The following is a 16,551-nucleotide window of genomic DNA, read 5'->3' on the forward strand; positions in this document are numbered from 1 at the left end:
CAGCCTTTAGTTGATTTTCACCAAACCGCCCTTGACCTCAAGCATTGCGCCCGCGCTGAGTGTCCCCTTGGCATTAGCCTTGATGTCGACCATCGTAGCCTTCTGAGTCAGTTCCGTTTGCGCGGAAACGGAAAGGTTTGCCGACGAGGAAATTTCCATACCCTGCTTTGCCGAGAATTGCGCCTTGGCGGACTTGAGAGCCAGAGTCCCGCCCGCTTCGATAGTCAGATTGCCGGAAACCTTCAGCGTATAGTCACCCTTCACGTTGATGACCACGTTGCCGCCGTGCTTGCGTTCCTCATCGCCTCCCGTTTCAACGTGCCGCTTGCCCTTTACCTTGAGGCCGTCGTCGCCATCCTTGAGCTCGACAGTGCGCCCGCCTTTTTCCAGCACCAGCAGATCGTTGCCCTCTTTGAGCGTCACGGCCCGATTGCCTTTCTCAAGGCTCAGCGCGTCGTCACCTTCCTTTAATGTGGCACTGCGGCTGCCCTTTTCAATGGTGAAGGCATCGTCACCTTCCTTGAGTTCGACGGAGCGGTTCCCCTTTTCCAACGTAAGGGCATCGTTGCCTTCCTTGAGCGTCGTGATCCGGCTGCTCTTTTCCAACGTGAGCGCGTCGCCGCCCTCCCCGATGATCGTCACCGTGCGGGCGTCCTCCACATCACAGGAAAACATCTTCTGGGCGTGCAGATACACCAGCTCCGCATCCTTCGTATCGTCGAAGCGCAGCTCATTGCCGGCCTGTCCGTCCGGAAAACTCCGGGTCAGCAGGCCGGAACAGGCCGCGTGCTCCGGCAGCGCCCACGGCGGCGGATTGCCCGAATTGTAGACCATGCCCGTCACAAGGGGCCGATCCGGATCTCCCCCGACAAAACCGATCACCACTTCCTGCCCGATGCGAGGCAGGAACAGCGCGCCGTAGCCGTTGCCGGTCCACGGCTGTGCCACCCGCACCCAGCACGACGAGGTTTCATCCGAGGCACCCTGCCAATGGAACCGGACCTTGCACCGCCCGTGCTGGTCCGTCCAAACCTCTTCACCTTCCTTGCCCGTGACCACACCCGTAAGCGGGCCGCTCATGCGGGACCGCGCGAAAAACGGCAGGGGGCGATAACGGGCGGAAGCGGGCACAGCGGAAACATCCGCCAGGAAACGCCCGGTTTCGGCAGTGCCGTCACCGGGGAACGATGCCGTAAAACGGACTTCCGTAGCCACCCACCGGGCATTCACCTGCCCGTCGGGGTGCCCCTTCACTGCAAAGGCGCATCCTGCGGACAGCCCCGGACAGGAAGAGCGCCCGCGCAGCTTGAACCCTCCCGACTCGCACGCGTCCAAGCGGATAGCCGCGAGCCCTTCGCCGGACTGCTGATCGATATGCCCGGCCAACGGATAGCCGAGGCAAGGGAACCCTTCTCCCGCGGACGCGGCAAGGCTGGTTTCAGGGGTCAGCGGGTTATAGTCATCCACGGAGCAGGAAGCCGCAGCAACCTGCCGTGACAGCGAAAGCTCAAAAACATGCGCAGAGGGTTCCGTGGGCGGCCCACCCTCCTTGTCCTGCGCGTCGGGAAGCCATTCCAGCGTCGCACCCTGCGGGCAATCCGCGAAAACGTCGGGCGAATCGGCCATGACCAGCGTGTGCGCGGACCCACTGTGCTCGAAAAAATACACAATCCCGGCCTCCGCCATGAGACGGCTCAAGAAGGCGAACGACGTTTCGCCATAACGGACGGTGTACTCCTTTGCCGGATAGGTTGAGGAAAGGGCATTGCGGATATGCCCGAATCCAGCGTCAGTGCAGACTTTGGTGACGATTTCCGGCACGCTCATATTTTGGAAGACAGCGCAGGTGCGTTCCTGATCAAGGCGCAGGAACCACGGGCGCAGCTCCAGCGTATACCGGGCGGAGCGCACAGTGGACGGCCCCTGTTCGGCACGGAACACGATGCCGTTGAGCGGACGCGTCGAGCCGTCGGGCATGGGCAGCCGTACGGTATGCGGTTTGCCGATCAGCGCCGCCAGTTCCGGCTGCTCGTCAGGGTAATATTCCAGCACGTAACGAAACGGGCGGGAAAGGGCCTCGTAACCGGTAAGGGTAGTAGACATATCGAGCGATTCCATCCAGATTTTCGGTTTTACCGATCAACGTTGGGATGTCCGGTTCTCTTTATCAACGGGTCACACGGACGAAGCGCGACTTTCATATACAAATGTGACTCGGAAAACGGCAAGGCGTCAAGTTTTACCCTTACTCAGCGCTGCAACGAATCTATCCTTGGCCGTAGGCGGCGTGGGTGTAGGCGTGAGGGGGGCCGTAGGGAGGGAAACAGGGCCGGGGGAGGGCGCGGGCTTAGCGATGACAGGGCCCATGTTGGCCGACCAAATACTCTTCGCCCCAGCCGTGCGGTACGGCCTGGGCGAATGCGTAAATGCTTTGGGGCCCAGCGTGGGATCAGCCTCCCATGCGGGCATCAGCTCCGTAACAAGCGGAAAGGCAGAACTCTCGGACCTGCAAAAACAAAAATCCTCATGTATGTTATTGTAATAACTTTTTGTACTAAAAAAATCCGGAGGTGCCGTAATCGGTTTGTAGGCTACCGAAAGCTCGTGCCAGCAGGTAGAATTGCTCGTCAACTCTTTTGCGAAGCAAATCTCACCAACGATGTCATAAACAACAAAATAATGATCAGGAGGGCCTGTTATCCCAAGGGGATTACCGTCAAAACCAAAAAAAATTGCGTTCGACAAATAGTAAACATCTCCTATATCAGGCATAGTTTCACCCGCTCCTCGTAAAATTATTCAGTATCACCTCACACCCCACGTCCCCCAGATACCAGCGGACCAGTGCAAGCAGGTCGGCGCGGCACGTTCCGGCGGGAGGGGGTAGAAACATCCGGCGCTGTGCCTCCGTCAGCGGGCCGAGGCGCAGGATGATCCCCGCCGAAGCGTCAAAAACCCGGCTTCCGAGCAGGGCCGTGCTTCCGAGCCGCGCATTGCCCGCATCCCTTCCGCCAAGGCGGGTGAGAGCCTCCTCGGGCAGATCGACCCATGCGCCGTGGAACGGTTCCACGCGGGCTTCAACCCCAAAGGCCGCCTTCACCAGCTTTTCCAACCCCGCCGCGGATCGCGGCTGCCGGGCCCATACGGCCGCGCAGGACCGGAACAGCGCGGCGGGCACGTCTCCCCTCCCAGCCACCGGGCCGGGCATGGGCACATCCCGCGCCCGCTCTCCCGTATTGGGAAGGCCGGAAACCGCCTCCAGGAACGCGGCGAAGGGGTGAGCCTCCGGCAGGCCGTCAGCCCGCAGTTCCGGGCACAACGACGACGCCATATCCCGCCACAGATGCAGGATCCTGTTGTGGAACAGATCCAGAAACTCCTGAAATGCCGGGTCCCCGGCCCGCATCCGCTCCCGCACCAGCAAGGCCACATGCGGCGGCAACGGCCCATCCATGCCCGCCAGCCCAAGCAGATTCACATCAAGGCGCGGAGCCCCGCCCTCCGGGAAGGCCACGCCGCGGACCACCCCAGCAGGGATGCTGTCCGAAGCCGGGACGCCCCAGTCCATGCGGCCTTTCCATGCCTCAAGAATCGCACCCGCCTGCCAGACGTCGAAACGCCACGGCGCGGACCGGAAGCGCGACAGGGCATCGCCGTCTAGATCAGCGGAAGCGCGCCGGATCGCAGAGGCCATCTGTGCCACGTCCCTTTACGGTTACAGGTTTTCAGCACAAGCTGCGTAAACGTGTTGATTCCGGCGTACAGCCCGAAGAACACGTCGAGGACCTCCGCGAACAGAAACGCGCTGCCTCCGGTGAAGGCGTCCTCGTCGAGCGTGAGCGTCAGCCGGGTTCCCCTCGCCGCACAGCCCGGAGCGGAGCGCAAGGGACGAATGAGCGGCTTGGCACACAACCCGTTCACGCCGGCGATCTGGCGCTGCGCAAAAGCGTCGCGCGGAGGCGCGTACAGGCGGAGCAGTTCACGCAGGACATTGTCGGCATCCGGCCCGCTCAAAGAAAGTTGATGGAGGCTGAGATGGGAAACGAGCTTCCACAGTTCGCCGCCGAACATGGGCGGATCGTGCTGTTGCGAAGGAGGGCCGCAGAAGCGGATAGCCGCCGTGGGCATGTCCGTATCCCGCGTCAGTTCGCCCTGACGCCAGCGCTCGGCGGCACGGTGGCGGTTCGTGCACAATACCCGCGCGGAAGCCACCCAAGGCCGAGCCGTCTCCGGGCGGAACCCCGCTTCCTTGAAATGCAGAAACACGTCCGTCCCTATGCCGTCCAAAGATGGCTTCCTGCGCAGGAACCACATCAGGGACGGCGGCGCATCCCCTTCTCCTGAAAGAGAAAAATACGGCATAACCGAAGAACGTTCCCCTCCCTCCAAAGCGTCCACAGCGATCACGGAATGGACTTCCGTACTGTCCCGGTGCCGCAGATCCGGCACGAGCAGGTGTCCCGAGCGCTCGTGATCCACCCGGATGGGTTCCGCCATGCGCTCGAACAAGTTGACCACAGGTACGGCGCAGGTGCGGAACAATCTTGAGGAAACCGTTTTCGGCGGCGGCGCGTCCACGGGGAACAGGAGATCGAAGCCTGGCAAATCCCCGAGTTCCCGCCGACGTTCCAGCCCGAACACCTCCCAGAACAGCAGGTGTTCGGGATAGGCAAAATACTCCTGCAGCAACTGGTATCCGGGCAGAGCGTAGGCGGATTCGGGGAACAGACGCCCGCCCGGCTCCAAGCCCGCATGACACAGGGCCTCCCGGCCAAGGGAGAGCGCCCTGGGCTTTGCGGCCCCGGCGTCGTCCGCGAGAAAGACATCCTTACACGCGCCGTGCACCCATTCGTGCATGGGAAAAGTCGCAAACCGATCACCGCCAAGGTGGAGAGATAACGAGGGCAATCCGAACTTTGCCAGCGAAAGCCCCGCGATACCCTCGATCCGCAGGCACAGGACACCGGGCACGCCCTGCGCCGCAGCGGGCATCCAAGACGCCGGAGGGATGATGGAAGCCCGTACAACCTTCGCAGGATGCAACGTCAGAGGCCAGGCCGTCCGCCAGCGCAGCACGCCGCCGCGCTCGTCACGGTTGTGGATCGGGGTGTGCGCCGGAATGCCGAATCCGTCCGGCAGCCCGGCCACGCCCGCCGGATTGGGGATGAATTCCGCCACGCCCACGGACGGAATCGGGCAGACGAACTGCGGATAGAGCAGCCCGAGCAGGCTGTGCGAAACCAGCGGCAGCCGGGATTCCGCGTCCGCCCTCACCCGGGCGGCAAGCCATGCGAACGACTCCAGCAGCAGATTAACCAAAGGATCGGGCTGCGTATCGGACGCCAGCCCGAGCTGGCGCGCCATGCCGGGATTCCGCACGGCGAAGCGCACCGCGTCCTCACGCAAGGAACGCAATTCCTCCCGGTACAGCCCGGCGATGTCCTCAAAGGCGTGCATCAGCCCTCCGCGGCCGCTCCAGCGGAGAACACGCCTCCGTCGCATTGGAGCAAAAACGTCACCGGTTCCTCTTCGGACGCCGCATCCACCCGCAAATGCAGCCGACCGTCCTCAAATCCAAGCGGGCTCACCCTTATCTTTTTCAGGCGCGGCTCGAAACGCTCCAGCGCAGCCGAAACGGCACGGGCCACCTCTCGCCCGTCCAGCGGGGCCGAACTCCAGTCCGCCAGGCCGTACCCCATCACCAGATCCGCCGCATCCCCATTCCCACAGGGGGCACGGGTGTTGAGCAGTTCCTCGACGTCTTCCGCCACGGCCGACAGGTATTCGCTCCGGGACAATCCGCGCCCCGAAGCTTTCCCAGCAAGGCGGGACAACAGCGGAATGCGCCTTTCCTCCTTCATTACGAAACCTTATTCGTCTTGAGATCGTGGCTGGCGGCAATGTTGCCGTCGGATCCGCCCTCTTCCTTCTGGCGGATATAGGTGTACTTGATGGTCGCGTAATTCAGCGCGATCTCCTCATACGGCAGATCCCCGCCGCCACGCAGGTTGTAAGAGGCCACCACCACGTTCTCCATCGTGATTTCAAGGAACTTGATCGCGGCGTCGTTGTCCATACGGCAGCAGGTGAGCACCACGGAATCCAGGACCTTGGCGCTCCACAGGGCCTTGCAGATATTGGGCGAGGAACTGTCGAGATATTTGGTCACGTTCATCATCGAATGGACGGCCTGCCCCGTGGTGGGGCCGGTACTGCTGCGGATCGGCGAGGTCGGCTGATGAAACCCGTTGGTGAAATTGATGAGTTCCATCTGCTTCTCAAAGCCGCTGATGGTCGATTCGCCCTCAATATCACCGAGCTTGAGAAAGGTATTCGTGGACATGGATTCTGCTCCTCAAGAGTTGTATGCTCCGGCGGCAAGGCCTGCCGCCCTCTTGCCCCCATCCGGAGAAATGGCTCGTGCCCGTGGAACTTCCGGTTTCCCTCCTGCCCGGCGCACAGGGCGGATGGGATTCACAGACATTGGGCAGTTGCGTTTTATGACGCGGCGACGTCGCAGTGGAAGGCATCAAAGACGGAAACCATTTCCCCCTCCTTGGAATATCGCTCCAGCTCCGGCATCACCATTCATGCGGAAGTCCGGGGCCGGTCCAAAGGGCGGTTTCAAAAAGGCCGGGCACCGGGCGAGCCTTCGAGCCGTACGGGTCGAGGGCACCACAGATCTCCTCCGGCGGGCAAAGGGATTCGCGGCCCCTCGCCGCCGGAGGCGCATCGTTTTTTACACCGCGGGCGGCGGCAATTCCGCCACAAGCCGGATACTTGCGGTCAGTTCCTCAAGCTGGAAATGCGGCCTCAGGAAGATCACACACTTGTACGCGCCCGGATTCCCGGGATCCTCGCTCACGTCCACGCGGGCCTCACGCAGCGGATAGCGCGCCTTGATGTCGTCCCCGGCGTCGTCGGAGAGCAGGACATACTGGCTGATCCAGTTATTCAGATACTTTGACACGTTATCCGCCGTCATGAACGACCCCACCTTGTCCCGCATGTTCGCCTTGACATAATGCGCGAACCGCGATGCGTTCAGCAGATAGGGCAGCCGCGCCGAGATCCGGGCGTTGGCGTTGGCCGTGTCGGAAGTGTAAACCGGCGGCTTGTGGACCGTCTGGCCGCTGAAGAAAGCCGCCTTGTCCGAATTCTTGCGGTAAATCAGGGCGATGAATCCGAGATCCGAAAGCTCCTTTTCGCGGCGGTCGGTGATGCTCACCTCGGTGGGGCACAGCGCCACCGTCTCGCCGTTGGTCTGGCGGTACTTGTAGACGTTGAGGTTTTCCACGGCCCCGCCGCCCTCATAGCCCCGGATCGCCGCCGTCCAGCCGTACTTGGCAAAGGCCGCCGTGATGCACGCGGCAAGGGCGAAAGCCGTGTTGCCCCAAAGGTAACGGTCTGGGGACGGCCCGGCGACATCCTCCTCATAAACGAAGGTTTCCACGGGATCGGTGTCGTTGCCATAGGGCAGACGCATCAGCAGATGCGGAAGGCAAAGGGTCACATAGCGGGAATCGTCCTTCTCGCGGAACGAACGCCATTCGATATAGTCCGCGCTCTGGAAAATCTTGTGCAGATCGCGTGGCAAGGGCAGATCGGTGAAGCTCCCCAGCCCGAAAAGCTGCGGCGACGCGGCACTGAGCAGGGGGGTGTGCGCTGCGGCGGCTACTTCCGCCATCTTCTGGAGCACGCCGAGGTCCACCGCCGACAGGCCGTATTCATGGACATGGAGCAGGCAACTGTAGGGCTCTCCGCCGAACGTGCCGTACTCCTCCTCATAGACCCGCTTGAACAGCAGGCTCTGGTCGAACTCCACGGCCCGTTCCAGATCCGTACGCAGTTCCTTGAAGGAGGCGTTGAACAGCCGCAGCTTGAGCCGATCGCTCGTCTCCGTGTTGAACACCAGATAATGAAGGCCACGCCAGACGGCTTCAAGCTCCTGGAATGCCTCGGCATGTAGAATGGCGTCGAGCTGGCACGCAAGGAGCTTGTCCTTGCAGGCCACCCGTTCCGTCAGCATCCCCAGCATACTCCCGCTTGCGGGCAGCGTGAACGGATTGTCCTCATGTTCGGCAAGGCACGCCGCCAAACGCGCATCAGCGACTTCCCGCTGGCGCTTATCCTCATCGGGGTCTCCGGAATTGCGGACCATCGCGGCGGCGAAGGACTCGGTTTTCGCCTTCCGTTTCTCGTCCAGCTTCTTCTTGGCCTCTGACGCCTCCGTTTCGGCTCGCTGAACGTCTTCTTCAGCGGCCTTTTGCTTTTCTTGGTCCTCTCCGGCCTTGCTCACGGCATCACGGGCGGCGTCCACAGAAGCCAACGCCTCCTTGTACGCCTTCCGCAACGCGTCCAATTCCGAGACAGAGTCACCGGTAGGGAACAGCATCTTCTGCAGGCTGGCCTGTAAAGCGTCGTTGCCGTCCAACTTGGCGGCAAGATCCTGCAACAGATTGCGGCGCTCAAAAAACGCTGCCAGCGTCTCGACGTTTTTCACCAAACACTCGGGCCTGAAATCGTCCAGCTTCTCAAACCGCAGCGCACAGGAGAACGCCGCCTTCTCAGGCTCAACGCCTCCTTCCCGCCACGCCGCACTCGCGTCTTCAGTAATGAAGCGGTCCAGCCCGGAAAGCTTGAGCGCGGGGGCAACGGTTTTCATGATGTCGTCAAAATTGTCCCGGTCGACGGCGGCAAAAGTACGCAGCTTGTACTCGGGCACCGGCGGAAGCCCCAGATCTTCCCGAACGGTCCTGTCACCCGCGAGATCCGCCATAATGCCCATGACAAAGGGAAGTTCCTTCTTGACGATGGCATCGCCCACTTCCACGTCATAGGTAATCTGTACGCGCGGCGGGCGTACCCTGCCGAGCCGCTTCTGGATCGATTCTCCCATAGATACGCTCCTTGACGCTTTTTCGCGGCGTGGGCCGAAAAAAGGCTATTCTTTGGTCATTCCGAGCAATTTTTTGATGGAGGCGAGGTTCTCCCCCTGCCCCAGCAACTCGTCGAGCAGTTCCGACAGCGTCATGCCGCCCCACGAGACGGCCCGTTTCACCAGCCAAGGGGCGGGGCTGTGCGGCTCTGTGCGCATGAGGTAATCGGCGATGGCGGAAAGGGAGGCATACGCCTGTTCCCGCGAGGAGAACGATGGCGGTGGCGGCGAAGACAAAGAGGCGGGAGAGGAAGGTGGGGATACGAGGGGATCTGTCCCGGCGGAGGGATGCCACGCGAGCACCCGCGCGTCGATGTGCTCCAGCCTGTCCCGCAAGGCATGAAAGCTTGGCGCCTGCCCGCCGCAAAGCGCGTCGGCGGCGCGGGCGAGTTCGTCCAGCGCCAGCAGCGCTTCACGCAACTGCCCGTGCAGGGAGGCGTGGAAGGCCGGGGAAGTCTGTGTCCCGGCAAGGTTCAGCATACGCCGGGCATCGCCAGCTACGCCGTTCTTGCCGTTGCCGTTCTGGATGCGCTCGCGGTGCTCCATCGCCATCCAGTCCGCATAGGTGGCGGCAGGGACGTCCGGAGAGGCTTCCGTGATGGGCAGAGAGGCGGCCCGCTCGGCAAGGGTGGAGTCAAGCCATGCCAGCCGCGCCAGCCGTGCCTCCTGATCGCTTCCTTCCGGCTGCGGGTGCAGCCCGTCCCCAAAGCCGGAACACAATCCGGCGATCATCCTGAGCCCGCCCGGCAGGGAGGCAAAGCCATACCGCATGAGCGCGGCCTCGCAGGCCCATCCGGCAACCTGCATATCCTTGGAGCGCTCCCGGAGCACCCCGAGGGACAACGACAAGGCCTTATCCCAGTCTGCCCGCTTGAGTTCCCGTTCCCAGACCCCCTGCGGAAGGCCGGGGTCATCCTCCCGGCGCGCCTCTCTGATGGCGGCGCAAACGGGATCATGCGGCAATGCCGGACCGTACGGATCTTCGCCAAACGGATGCAGACATGACGCCCAGTCGACAAAATCTGACTTTGCTCTGGACATAATAAACCCTTCGTTATAAATTAGCTTCTAATATAAAGAAAAACATAGAGTCAACACTTTATTCTATTTTTGTCTTTCTCATGGCTATAACAGTATGATTCGATTCTTAAAATTCCATATTGCCGTCTTATTGGGCGTCATTGCGCTGTGCAGCGGCTGTTCCGCGCCGGAGCCCCCTCCTCCGACGCCGCCCGAAAATGATGTGCCGTGGGTCTACGAACCCGACGCTGTGGTATTGCGCATCTCCGCCGACGAGCGGCTCAACGAGCATGAGGGCGAACCGTCCAGCCTGATGCTGTGCGTCTACGAACTGGCGACCCGAGAGGGAGTGGACAAAAGGCTCGCCAGCCCGGAGGGATTCGCCGAGCTGTTGGCCTGCGGGCGTTTCGACGATTCCGTGGTGACGAGCCGGAGGCTCTTTTCGGATCCCGGTCAGGCACAAAACCTTTCTCTGGACCGGGAAGAGGGTGTCCGCTGGATCGCGGTGATCGCCGGGTACTTCCACGGGACCCCCGCCCACAGCGCCCGGGTTGTCGCCGTGCCCGTGCGGAAAATCGTCGAAGGCTGGGTGCCGTTCTTCAAAGACACCCGCCACGAACCAGGACAGACGATCATCCCCATACGCCTCGGCCCGGCGGAACTGATGGGAGGGGAACCCCCGCAGGCCCAAGCGGGACGGCAGTCCTCTTCAGCGCTGGCTGAACGTATGCCATTAAGGAGGACTCCGCCGAAGGACGGCCAGAAACCTGTGGGCCAAAGTTAGAGTTAGAGAGAGAGAGAGAGAGAGAGAGAGAGAGAGACGTTTTACCATCCGTTTTGATTGACGCGGGTTCCCCGAAGGCACCGCGCAAACCATATTGGGAAGGCCGACATGCAGCCTCAACGTCCGGTATACTGGTATTCGGGACAATTCCTCGAACCGCAGCACTTCCAGCAGGCTGATGCCTTTCATGCCTCGGAACGGGCGTCGCTGCTCCAGTCGGCGCAGCCGTGCTTCTGGGGCGTGGGCAACCTGGATGTGGACGAAGCGGCGCTTGCCGAGGGGCGGATTCTCGTCCGCAGCGGGATAATGCGTTTTCAGGATGGCACCGAGGTTGTAATCGCCGCCGTGCCGGAAGACGGCAACGCCATCCTGCCAAGCCGGGGTTTCCGCGAAGCATGGACGGACCCACATATGCCGTTTACGGTGTTTGCCGGCCTCCCGCCGTTGAAACCCTATGGCAACGTCGCCGGGATTCCATCGTGCATGCGGGACGGAGGCAGGCTGATCGGATGCGATGCGGACACCTTGCCCGAAGCGCCGGGCCGTTATCTTTGTCCGAACAGCGACGACAGCATAGCCGATCGTTACGCCCTGCCCCTTGCCACGGAAAGCCGGAGGGACATGCCCGTGCGCACGCTCTATCTTTATCCCCGCCTCTTCTGGGAAAACGAAACCACCGACCGCCCGGATTGGCTGTTTCTGCCGTTGTTGCGCCTCACGGACGAAGGCTCCGGACCGCGCCCTGATCCCGCCTATGCGCCGCCTTCCCTCTATGTGGAGGCCAACCCCGTGCTGCGCGGGCTCGCGCGCGGACTCGAAGCCCGGCTTGCCGCAGCCATCCGGCGCCTTGAGCCAGCCCGGCGGCGCGGACTCGATGAGCCCGCAACCTCCAGACAGCTTCTGCTCGTGAATGCGGCGCGGACGCTCTCCGAGCTGCGCCACGCGCTGGCATGGCCCGGAACCGCCCCCCATGAGCTGTTCGGGCTGCTCCGGAACGGCTTTGCGGCGGCAGCGGCCTGCGTCGGGATTGCAACGGCGGACGCCATGCCCCTCTACCGCCATGACGATCCGGCTGAAAGTTTCCGCAGCCTCGACAGTCTGTTGCGGGAGATCCTGCGCGGCCTGCTCCCGGAAACGGCGGCGGTGGTCCGCTTCCGTGCGGACGGCGAATTCCTGCGAGCCGAACTCCCCGAAGGTCTGGGCCGGACACAGGCCCTACTCGTACTCCAAACCGAAGAAACCGTTTCCTCCTTGCTCAATGAGGGACGCCTTGTGGCCGATGCTCCGGACACCCTCCCCGCCACGCTGGCCCAGGCCATCGCCGGAGTCCCGCTGCGCGAAATCCCCGCTCCGCCGGGCCTGCCGCAACGGGATGGCATCCACTATCTGGAGCCCGACGCCCGTTCGGAGCGCTGGCAGGCGGCGCTGCGTTCCGGAGCCCTCGGAGTTGCCCTCTTCCCCCTGTGCGGCCCTGCCCTACCCGGTCACCTTCGCCTGCTTTACTTGAGGAATTAAACCATGCTGCGCGACTGCTTCGGCCCGTGTTTCCGCCTGATGCTCCGTTTGCCGGATAGCCCGCCAACCGGAAGGACGGACGTGCGCCGGGAGGCGGAACGGCTGCTTGAAGAGGCTGGGCGTCTTGCGCTGCACGGGCGCGAAGCGGCGACAGTGGAAACGGCCCGGCGCATGGTCGAAGCCTGGATGGACGAAACCGCCCTTGGCATCGCATGGGAAGGCCGCGCCGCCTGGCTAGGCAATCCACTCCAACGCCGCTGGAGGACGGGACGGAGCGGCGGGGACTGGTTTTTCGACGAAATCCGCCGCCTGTCTCCGCACAGAGCCGAAGATGCCGAGCTGGCCGAGGTCGCCCTGCGTTGCCTCGGATTCGGATTCCGAGGACATTTTTATAACGATCCCAATGGGCTCGGCCTCGAGCACCGAGCGCTTGCCGAGCGGTTCGGCTGTACGGCGGTTCCGCTTCCTTTCCCACCCGCTCCATATCTGCCAAGGGAAAACCGCCTGTTCCGGCATGTCGGGCCTCTGCTGACGGGGCTTTTCGCCGTATTGCTGCTGATCTTTTGGGGCATATGGCAACATCGGCTGAACCGGGAGTATACCGGGAGCCCACAAGTTCCCGCCGTGAGTGCGGTACATCCCGCAAGCGATAGCCCGCGAACGGGCGGCGCGCGATCCGCCGTATCGCTTTCGTCCCGACCCAGCACCATTATACAAAAAGGACGGGAGGCTGTCGGCTCAAAGAAACAACCCATTCCCGACGTGTACGGGGAGTTGCGGAATCGTCTGGCAGGGCGGACGCCGGCCCCCGCGTCGCATGACCCCGGACACCCCGGTGCGAACAACCGTAACACAACGCCGGGGAGGTCTTCATGAGTCCGTGGAAAGTCCTTGGCTGGCTGCTTGTGGCCTTGCTTTGTCTGTTGCTGACGGCGGGCGCGTACGGCTTGGCGCTCCTGTGGGGCTGGTCCCTCCCGTCCGTCTGGTGGCTGGCGGCCATTGCCGGGGCCGGGGCGGGCGTGGCGCTGATCATTTTTCTGTTCCGCACAATACGCGACGATACGCATGAACCCGCCGCTCCCCTGCCCGTGGAGCTGCCTTCGGAGCGCCTCCCCCGCTGGCTCCTGCTCGACGGCGGGGGATTGTTTCCGCACTTGCCCGGCATTTTGGAAAGCGCGGGCCGCCCGCTTCTTTCCGATGGCGCAGCGGAAAACGCGGGATCTGTCGGATTATGGAGCACGGCGCACGCCCATTGGATCGCCGTTGATTTTTCCGCGCCGCACCTGTCCGGCGAACGTAAAGGCGACGGAGGCGAAGGCAACACGCCCGACAAGGCTCCTTCCCTTCCGATGTGGGATCAACTCCTCGACGACAAGGCCGTACGCCGTTGGCTGTCCCCGCCCGCGGGAGTCGTCCTGTGCATCGGCGCGGAGAGCCTCTCCGGGCACGGGGACGATACCGCCGCCTTCATGCGCCAGCGGCTGCTGACCGTCCGGAATCGGCTCGGCAACGCGCCCGTGTGCCTTCTCGTCACCGGGCTTGAGCACGCTCCCGGCCTGTCGCGCCTCGCACGGCATTTTACGGCGGAAATCAGCATCGGGCGCAATGCGCTGCACGCGCCGCTCGGATGGTTCATGCCCGTCCGCAGACCGTGGACGCCCATGCCCCGATGGGCCGCTGACGGCGTACGGGAAGGCATGAACAGCCTCACCGCCGCGCTGGACAGCCTTGTCCGATGTTCCGAATCCGGAATCCCCGCGCCGGGCGGTCCCGCATTCCTTCTCGAAGGAGCCCTCCGCCAGCTTGCCTCTCCGTTGGCCTCGTTCGCGGCGGGCCTCGGGGACGGGCTCGGCGGCATTTTCTGGGCCGCATCGCCTCCCGCGCCCTCTGCCTTTCAACAGGCTACGCGCCTTTCCCCGGTTATGAAGGATGCCCCCCCTACCGCTCTCCGCTCCTCGGCATCCGCATCCTTTTCGGTTCCCGGCGGCGCACCTCTTGCAACTTCTCGGGCCAGCCAACCCTCCGCGACCGTTCCAGCCGGCTCCCGGTTCACGCCCTCATCCGGGATTGCGGCACATCCCCTGTTCGTACGGGAGCTCCTCCTCGAAACATTGCCAGCCTCTGCCCTTCCAGCCACCGGACGGCGGGCACGGCAGCGGGCCGTCTGCTGGACCGCCGCAATCCTCTTTGCCGTCACCGCCGGGGTTGCGCTGTACCGTGGCGGGGAACGTTCCCAAACCCTTCTGCCGGACATGATCCGGTTTGAGGACCACCTTCCCCGAGCCGCTTCCATAGCGGAACTCGACGGCCTGATCGCCGAGTTCCACAAACTGGAACGCGGCTGCTCCGGGACCGTCCGGCTCTACGGCGCCCCCAAAAAACGGCTCGAACGGCTCCGTGCCGCACTCCGCGAACGCCTCACCGCATCCCTGCCGGAATCCGGTGATACCGACCGCTGGATCAACGATCTGATGATCTGGGCGGCGGCCCGGCCCGGCGTGGAGACGCTCCGGTTCCGGGCCCCGGACGGAACCGTCCTTGCCAGCGTCGATGGCGCCGCGACAGCCTCGGGGCGGAAGGCGGCGGCCCGGTTCCTCGACAACGTGTCCGCATTCGCCTCCCAATCAAACATCTTGCCAGAACAGGATACGCCGCAGCACACCGGGGCCTCGGACTCGATCACGGAGCGCGTGGAGGCGCTGCGTCTGCGTTACCGCGCCTCGACATTCGCGGCATGGCATGCGGCGGGGCAGTGCCTGCTGGACGCCGTGCAAGCCCCGGGCATAGAGCCCCGGACGCTGCTGCCGACGCGCCATGTCCCACTGACGCCGCGCGATCTGCTTGGTCCGAACGATCCCTGCTCCGCCTTCCTTGCCGCAGCCGAACGCGAACTGCGTTCCGCCGAGGGCCCGTTGCCCGTATGGGTAGCCTCATTGCGGGATATGCGCTCTGTCCGGCTGCTTACGCGGCTGCCCGGAAACGGAACCCCGCTGTCCGAAACGGCGGAACTCCTCGGGGAGCCTTCCGAAGGCGCCCGCCAAACACTCGGCAATCTGGAAACACTGTTCCGGGCCCGCACCGCGTGGACGGACTACCGCAGCGCCCTTGCCGCACTGTCCTCCGAAACGGGAACCTCCGACGGCCTCGTACGGCTGGCGCGCTCCTTATACGGCGGGGAACTGAACGGCGCCCTCCGGGCCGCCGACGACGCATGGCAAGGGCTGGCCGCCGCCCTCAAAGCACGAAACCCGGACCTGCGAAACGATCCGCTGCCCCTCTCGCTCATGCGCGCACCGTTGCTGTTCGCCGCCGGAACCGCCACAGCCGAAGCCGCCCGCAATCTTCAGCAGCGCTGGTCAACCGAAGTGGTCGGCCCTGTGGAAGGGTTACAGGACGAAGCGCTCCAACAGGCCCTCATCGGCGAGGGCGGCCTCCTATGGACATTCGTGGCGGACGCGGCGCAACCTTTCCTGCGCCCCGCAGCCTCGGGATATGCGCCGGCCTCAGCCCTCGGGATGCGCTTTCCCCTTTCCCCGGCTTTCCTCAGCCTGCTTTCCGAAACGCCGCAACACATCGCGGTCTATCCGGCATCCTACCCTGTGCGGGTGGGGTTCTCACCAGTCACGGTCAACCCAAAAGCACGGGCCTATCCCCGTGGCCTGTCCTTGCGCATGGATTGCGGCGGCGAACCTCTCCGGGCGGATGCCTACAATTACCAAGGAACCGCCCTGTTCGACTGGTCGCCGGAACAATGCGGCAACCTGACATTGGCGATCCTGTTTGACGGCTTCACGGCGGAGAAGGTCTATGACAGCCCGCTTGGATTTGCGCACTTCGTGGATCAGGCAGCCGCCGGAATCATGGAATTTACGCCAAGCGATTTTCCTACTGTCCAGCAACAACTGGAAAATCTTGGCATCACCCGGCTGCGGACACGTTTCCGCATCGAAGGCGGCGAAGCCGTACGCGAACGGCTTCATGCGCTGCCTTCCGCTTTGATACGCAGTATACTGCATATAGAAAAATAAGTGCCCCATACAGAGCCATACCGACTACAACCTTCCCTGCCACACAGCCCATCCGCTGAACAAAATAGCGCGGGTACGCTTTGAAACGGCAGAGGAACATTGATGAAGAGTTTCCACATCCCGCTCAGACGAAGCCGCCATTTCCAAAACAGAACAGCAAACAAAAAGGCCGGAGAACTGCTTCTCCGGCCTTTCCTTCTTTGCATAAGGAAGCTTTCTAGAGGCCATTCATAAATCGTCCATTGGAATGGTTGATGAGGATTCGT

The 16,551-nt window shown here is 63.0% G+C and carries 11 protein-coding genes; 4 read left to right on the plus strand and 7 right to left on the minus strand.

All coding sequences use genetic code 11. From position 1 onward, the window contains the following. Positions 1-6 precede the first annotated feature (6 nt). The 7 genes from T370_RS0101930 to tssA all read right to left on the minus strand — a co-directional run bounded on the left by T370_RS0101930 (position 7) and on the right by tssA (position 9,979). The gene (locus T370_RS0101930; protein WP_029434550.1) at positions 7-2,103 is read right to left on the minus strand and encodes a type VI secretion system Vgr family protein; all 2,097 of its coding nucleotides are present in this window, start codon (positions 2,101-2,103) and stop codon (positions 7-9) included. 673 nt (positions 2,104-2,776) lie between these two features. Next, the gene (gene tssG, locus T370_RS0101935) at positions 2,777-3,694 is read right to left on the minus strand and encodes a type VI secretion system baseplate subunit TssG (RefSeq protein ID WP_029434551.1); all 918 of its coding nucleotides are present in this window, start codon (positions 3,692-3,694) and stop codon (positions 2,777-2,779) included. Further along, positions 3,658-5,457 (minus strand): type VI secretion system baseplate subunit TssF, encoded by a 1,800-nt coding sequence (tssF, locus tag T370_RS0101940; RefSeq protein ID WP_029434552.1) that lies wholly within the window; start codon positions 5,455-5,457, stop codon positions 3,658-3,660. Before tssF ends, tssG begins: the two co-directional genes overlap by 37 nt. Then, a complete protein-coding gene (gene tssE / locus T370_RS0101945; protein WP_029434553.1) occupies positions 5,457-5,861 on the minus strand; it encodes a type VI secretion system baseplate subunit TssE in 405 nt (134 codons plus the stop codon). The genes tssF and tssE overlap by 1 nt, the downstream gene beginning before the upstream one ends. After that, positions 5,861-6,343, minus strand: a complete 483-nt coding sequence (locus T370_RS0101950) for an Hcp family type VI secretion system effector (RefSeq protein WP_005023908.1) — start codon at positions 6,341-6,343, stop codon at positions 5,861-5,863. Before T370_RS0101950 ends, tssE begins: the two co-directional genes overlap by 1 nt. Before the next feature lie 396 nt (positions 6,344-6,739). Beyond that, entirely contained in the window at positions 6,740-8,899 is a 2,160-nt protein-coding gene (gene tssC / locus T370_RS0101960) for a type VI secretion system contractile sheath large subunit (RefSeq protein ID WP_029434554.1), read from the minus strand. A gap of 45 nt (positions 8,900-8,944) precedes the next feature. Next, positions 8,945-9,979 (minus strand): type VI secretion system protein TssA, encoded by a 1,035-nt coding sequence (gene tssA, locus T370_RS0101965; protein WP_029434555.1) that lies wholly within the window; start codon positions 9,977-9,979, stop codon positions 8,945-8,947. A gap of 94 nt (positions 9,980-10,073) precedes the next feature. Here tssA and T370_RS0101970 point away from each other — a divergent pair, with 94 nt between their 5' ends. From T370_RS0101970 to T370_RS0101985, 4 genes are all read left to right on the plus strand, one after another. After that, a complete protein-coding gene (locus T370_RS0101970) occupies positions 10,074-10,742 on the plus strand; it encodes a type VI secretion lipoprotein TssJ (RefSeq protein ID WP_248604187.1) in 669 nt (222 codons plus the stop codon). Positions 10,743-10,850: 108 nt separating this feature from the next. After that, the gene (gene tssK / locus T370_RS0101975) at positions 10,851-12,257 is read left to right on the plus strand and encodes a type VI secretion system baseplate subunit TssK (protein WP_029434557.1); all 1,407 of its coding nucleotides are present in this window, start codon (positions 10,851-10,853) and stop codon (positions 12,255-12,257) included. A gap of 3 nt (positions 12,258-12,260) precedes the next feature. Next, complete coding sequence (locus tag T370_RS0101980) at positions 12,261-13,133, plus strand: DotU family type IV/VI secretion system protein (protein WP_029434558.1); 873 nt, start codon at positions 12,261-12,263, stop codon at positions 13,131-13,133. Next, a complete protein-coding gene (locus T370_RS0101985; RefSeq protein ID WP_029434559.1) occupies positions 13,130-16,285 on the plus strand; it encodes a type VI secretion protein IcmF/TssM N-terminal domain-containing protein in 3,156 nt (1,051 codons plus the stop codon). The genes T370_RS0101980 and T370_RS0101985 overlap by 4 nt, the downstream gene beginning before the upstream one ends. Positions 16,286-16,551: the final 266 nt, after the last annotated feature.

The organism is Bilophila wadsworthia ATCC 49260 (assembly GCF_000701705.1).
GTDB lineage: Bacteria > Desulfobacterota > Desulfovibrionia > Desulfovibrionales > Desulfovibrionaceae > Bilophila > Bilophila wadsworthia.

Excerpts from the sequence above, each read along its gene's own strand:
- T370_RS0101950 (WP_005023908.1), bottom strand. The coding sequence starts at position 6,343 with ATGTCCACGAATACCTTTCTCAAGCTCGGTGATATTGAGGGCGAATCG.
- T370_RS0101985 (WP_029434559.1), top strand. The coding sequence starts at position 13,130 with ATGAGTCCGTGGAAAGTCCTTGGCTGGCTGCTTGTGGCCTTGCTTTGT.
- T370_RS0101980 (WP_029434558.1), top strand. The coding sequence starts at position 12,261 with ATGCTGCGCGACTGCTTCGGCCCGTGTTTCCGCCTGATGCTCCGTTTG.
- tssK (WP_029434557.1), top strand. The coding sequence starts at position 10,851 with ATGCAGCCTCAACGTCCGGTATACTGGTATTCGGGACAATTCCTCGAA.
- tssF (WP_029434552.1), bottom strand. The coding sequence starts at position 5,457 with ATGCACGCCTTTGAGGACATCGCCGGGCTGTACCGGGAGGAATTGCGT.
- tssA (WP_029434555.1), bottom strand. The coding sequence starts at position 9,979 with ATGTCCAGAGCAAAGTCAGATTTTGTCGACTGGGCGTCATGTCTGCAT.
- tssE (WP_029434553.1), bottom strand. The coding sequence starts at position 5,861 with ATGAAGGAGGAAAGGCGCATTCCGCTGTTGTCCCGCCTTGCTGGGAAA.
- tssC (WP_029434554.1), bottom strand. The coding sequence starts at position 8,899 with ATGGGAGAATCGATCCAGAAGCGGCTCGGCAGGGTACGCCCGCCGCGC.
- T370_RS0101930 (WP_029434550.1), bottom strand. The coding sequence starts at position 2,103 with ATGTCTACTACCCTTACCGGTTACGAGGCCCTTTCCCGCCCGTTTCGT.
- T370_RS0101970 (WP_248604187.1), top strand. The coding sequence starts at position 10,074 with ATGATTCGATTCTTAAAATTCCATATTGCCGTCTTATTGGGCGTCATT.
- tssG (WP_029434551.1), bottom strand. The coding sequence starts at position 3,694 with ATGGCCTCTGCGATCCGGCGCGCTTCCGCTGATCTAGACGGCGATGCC.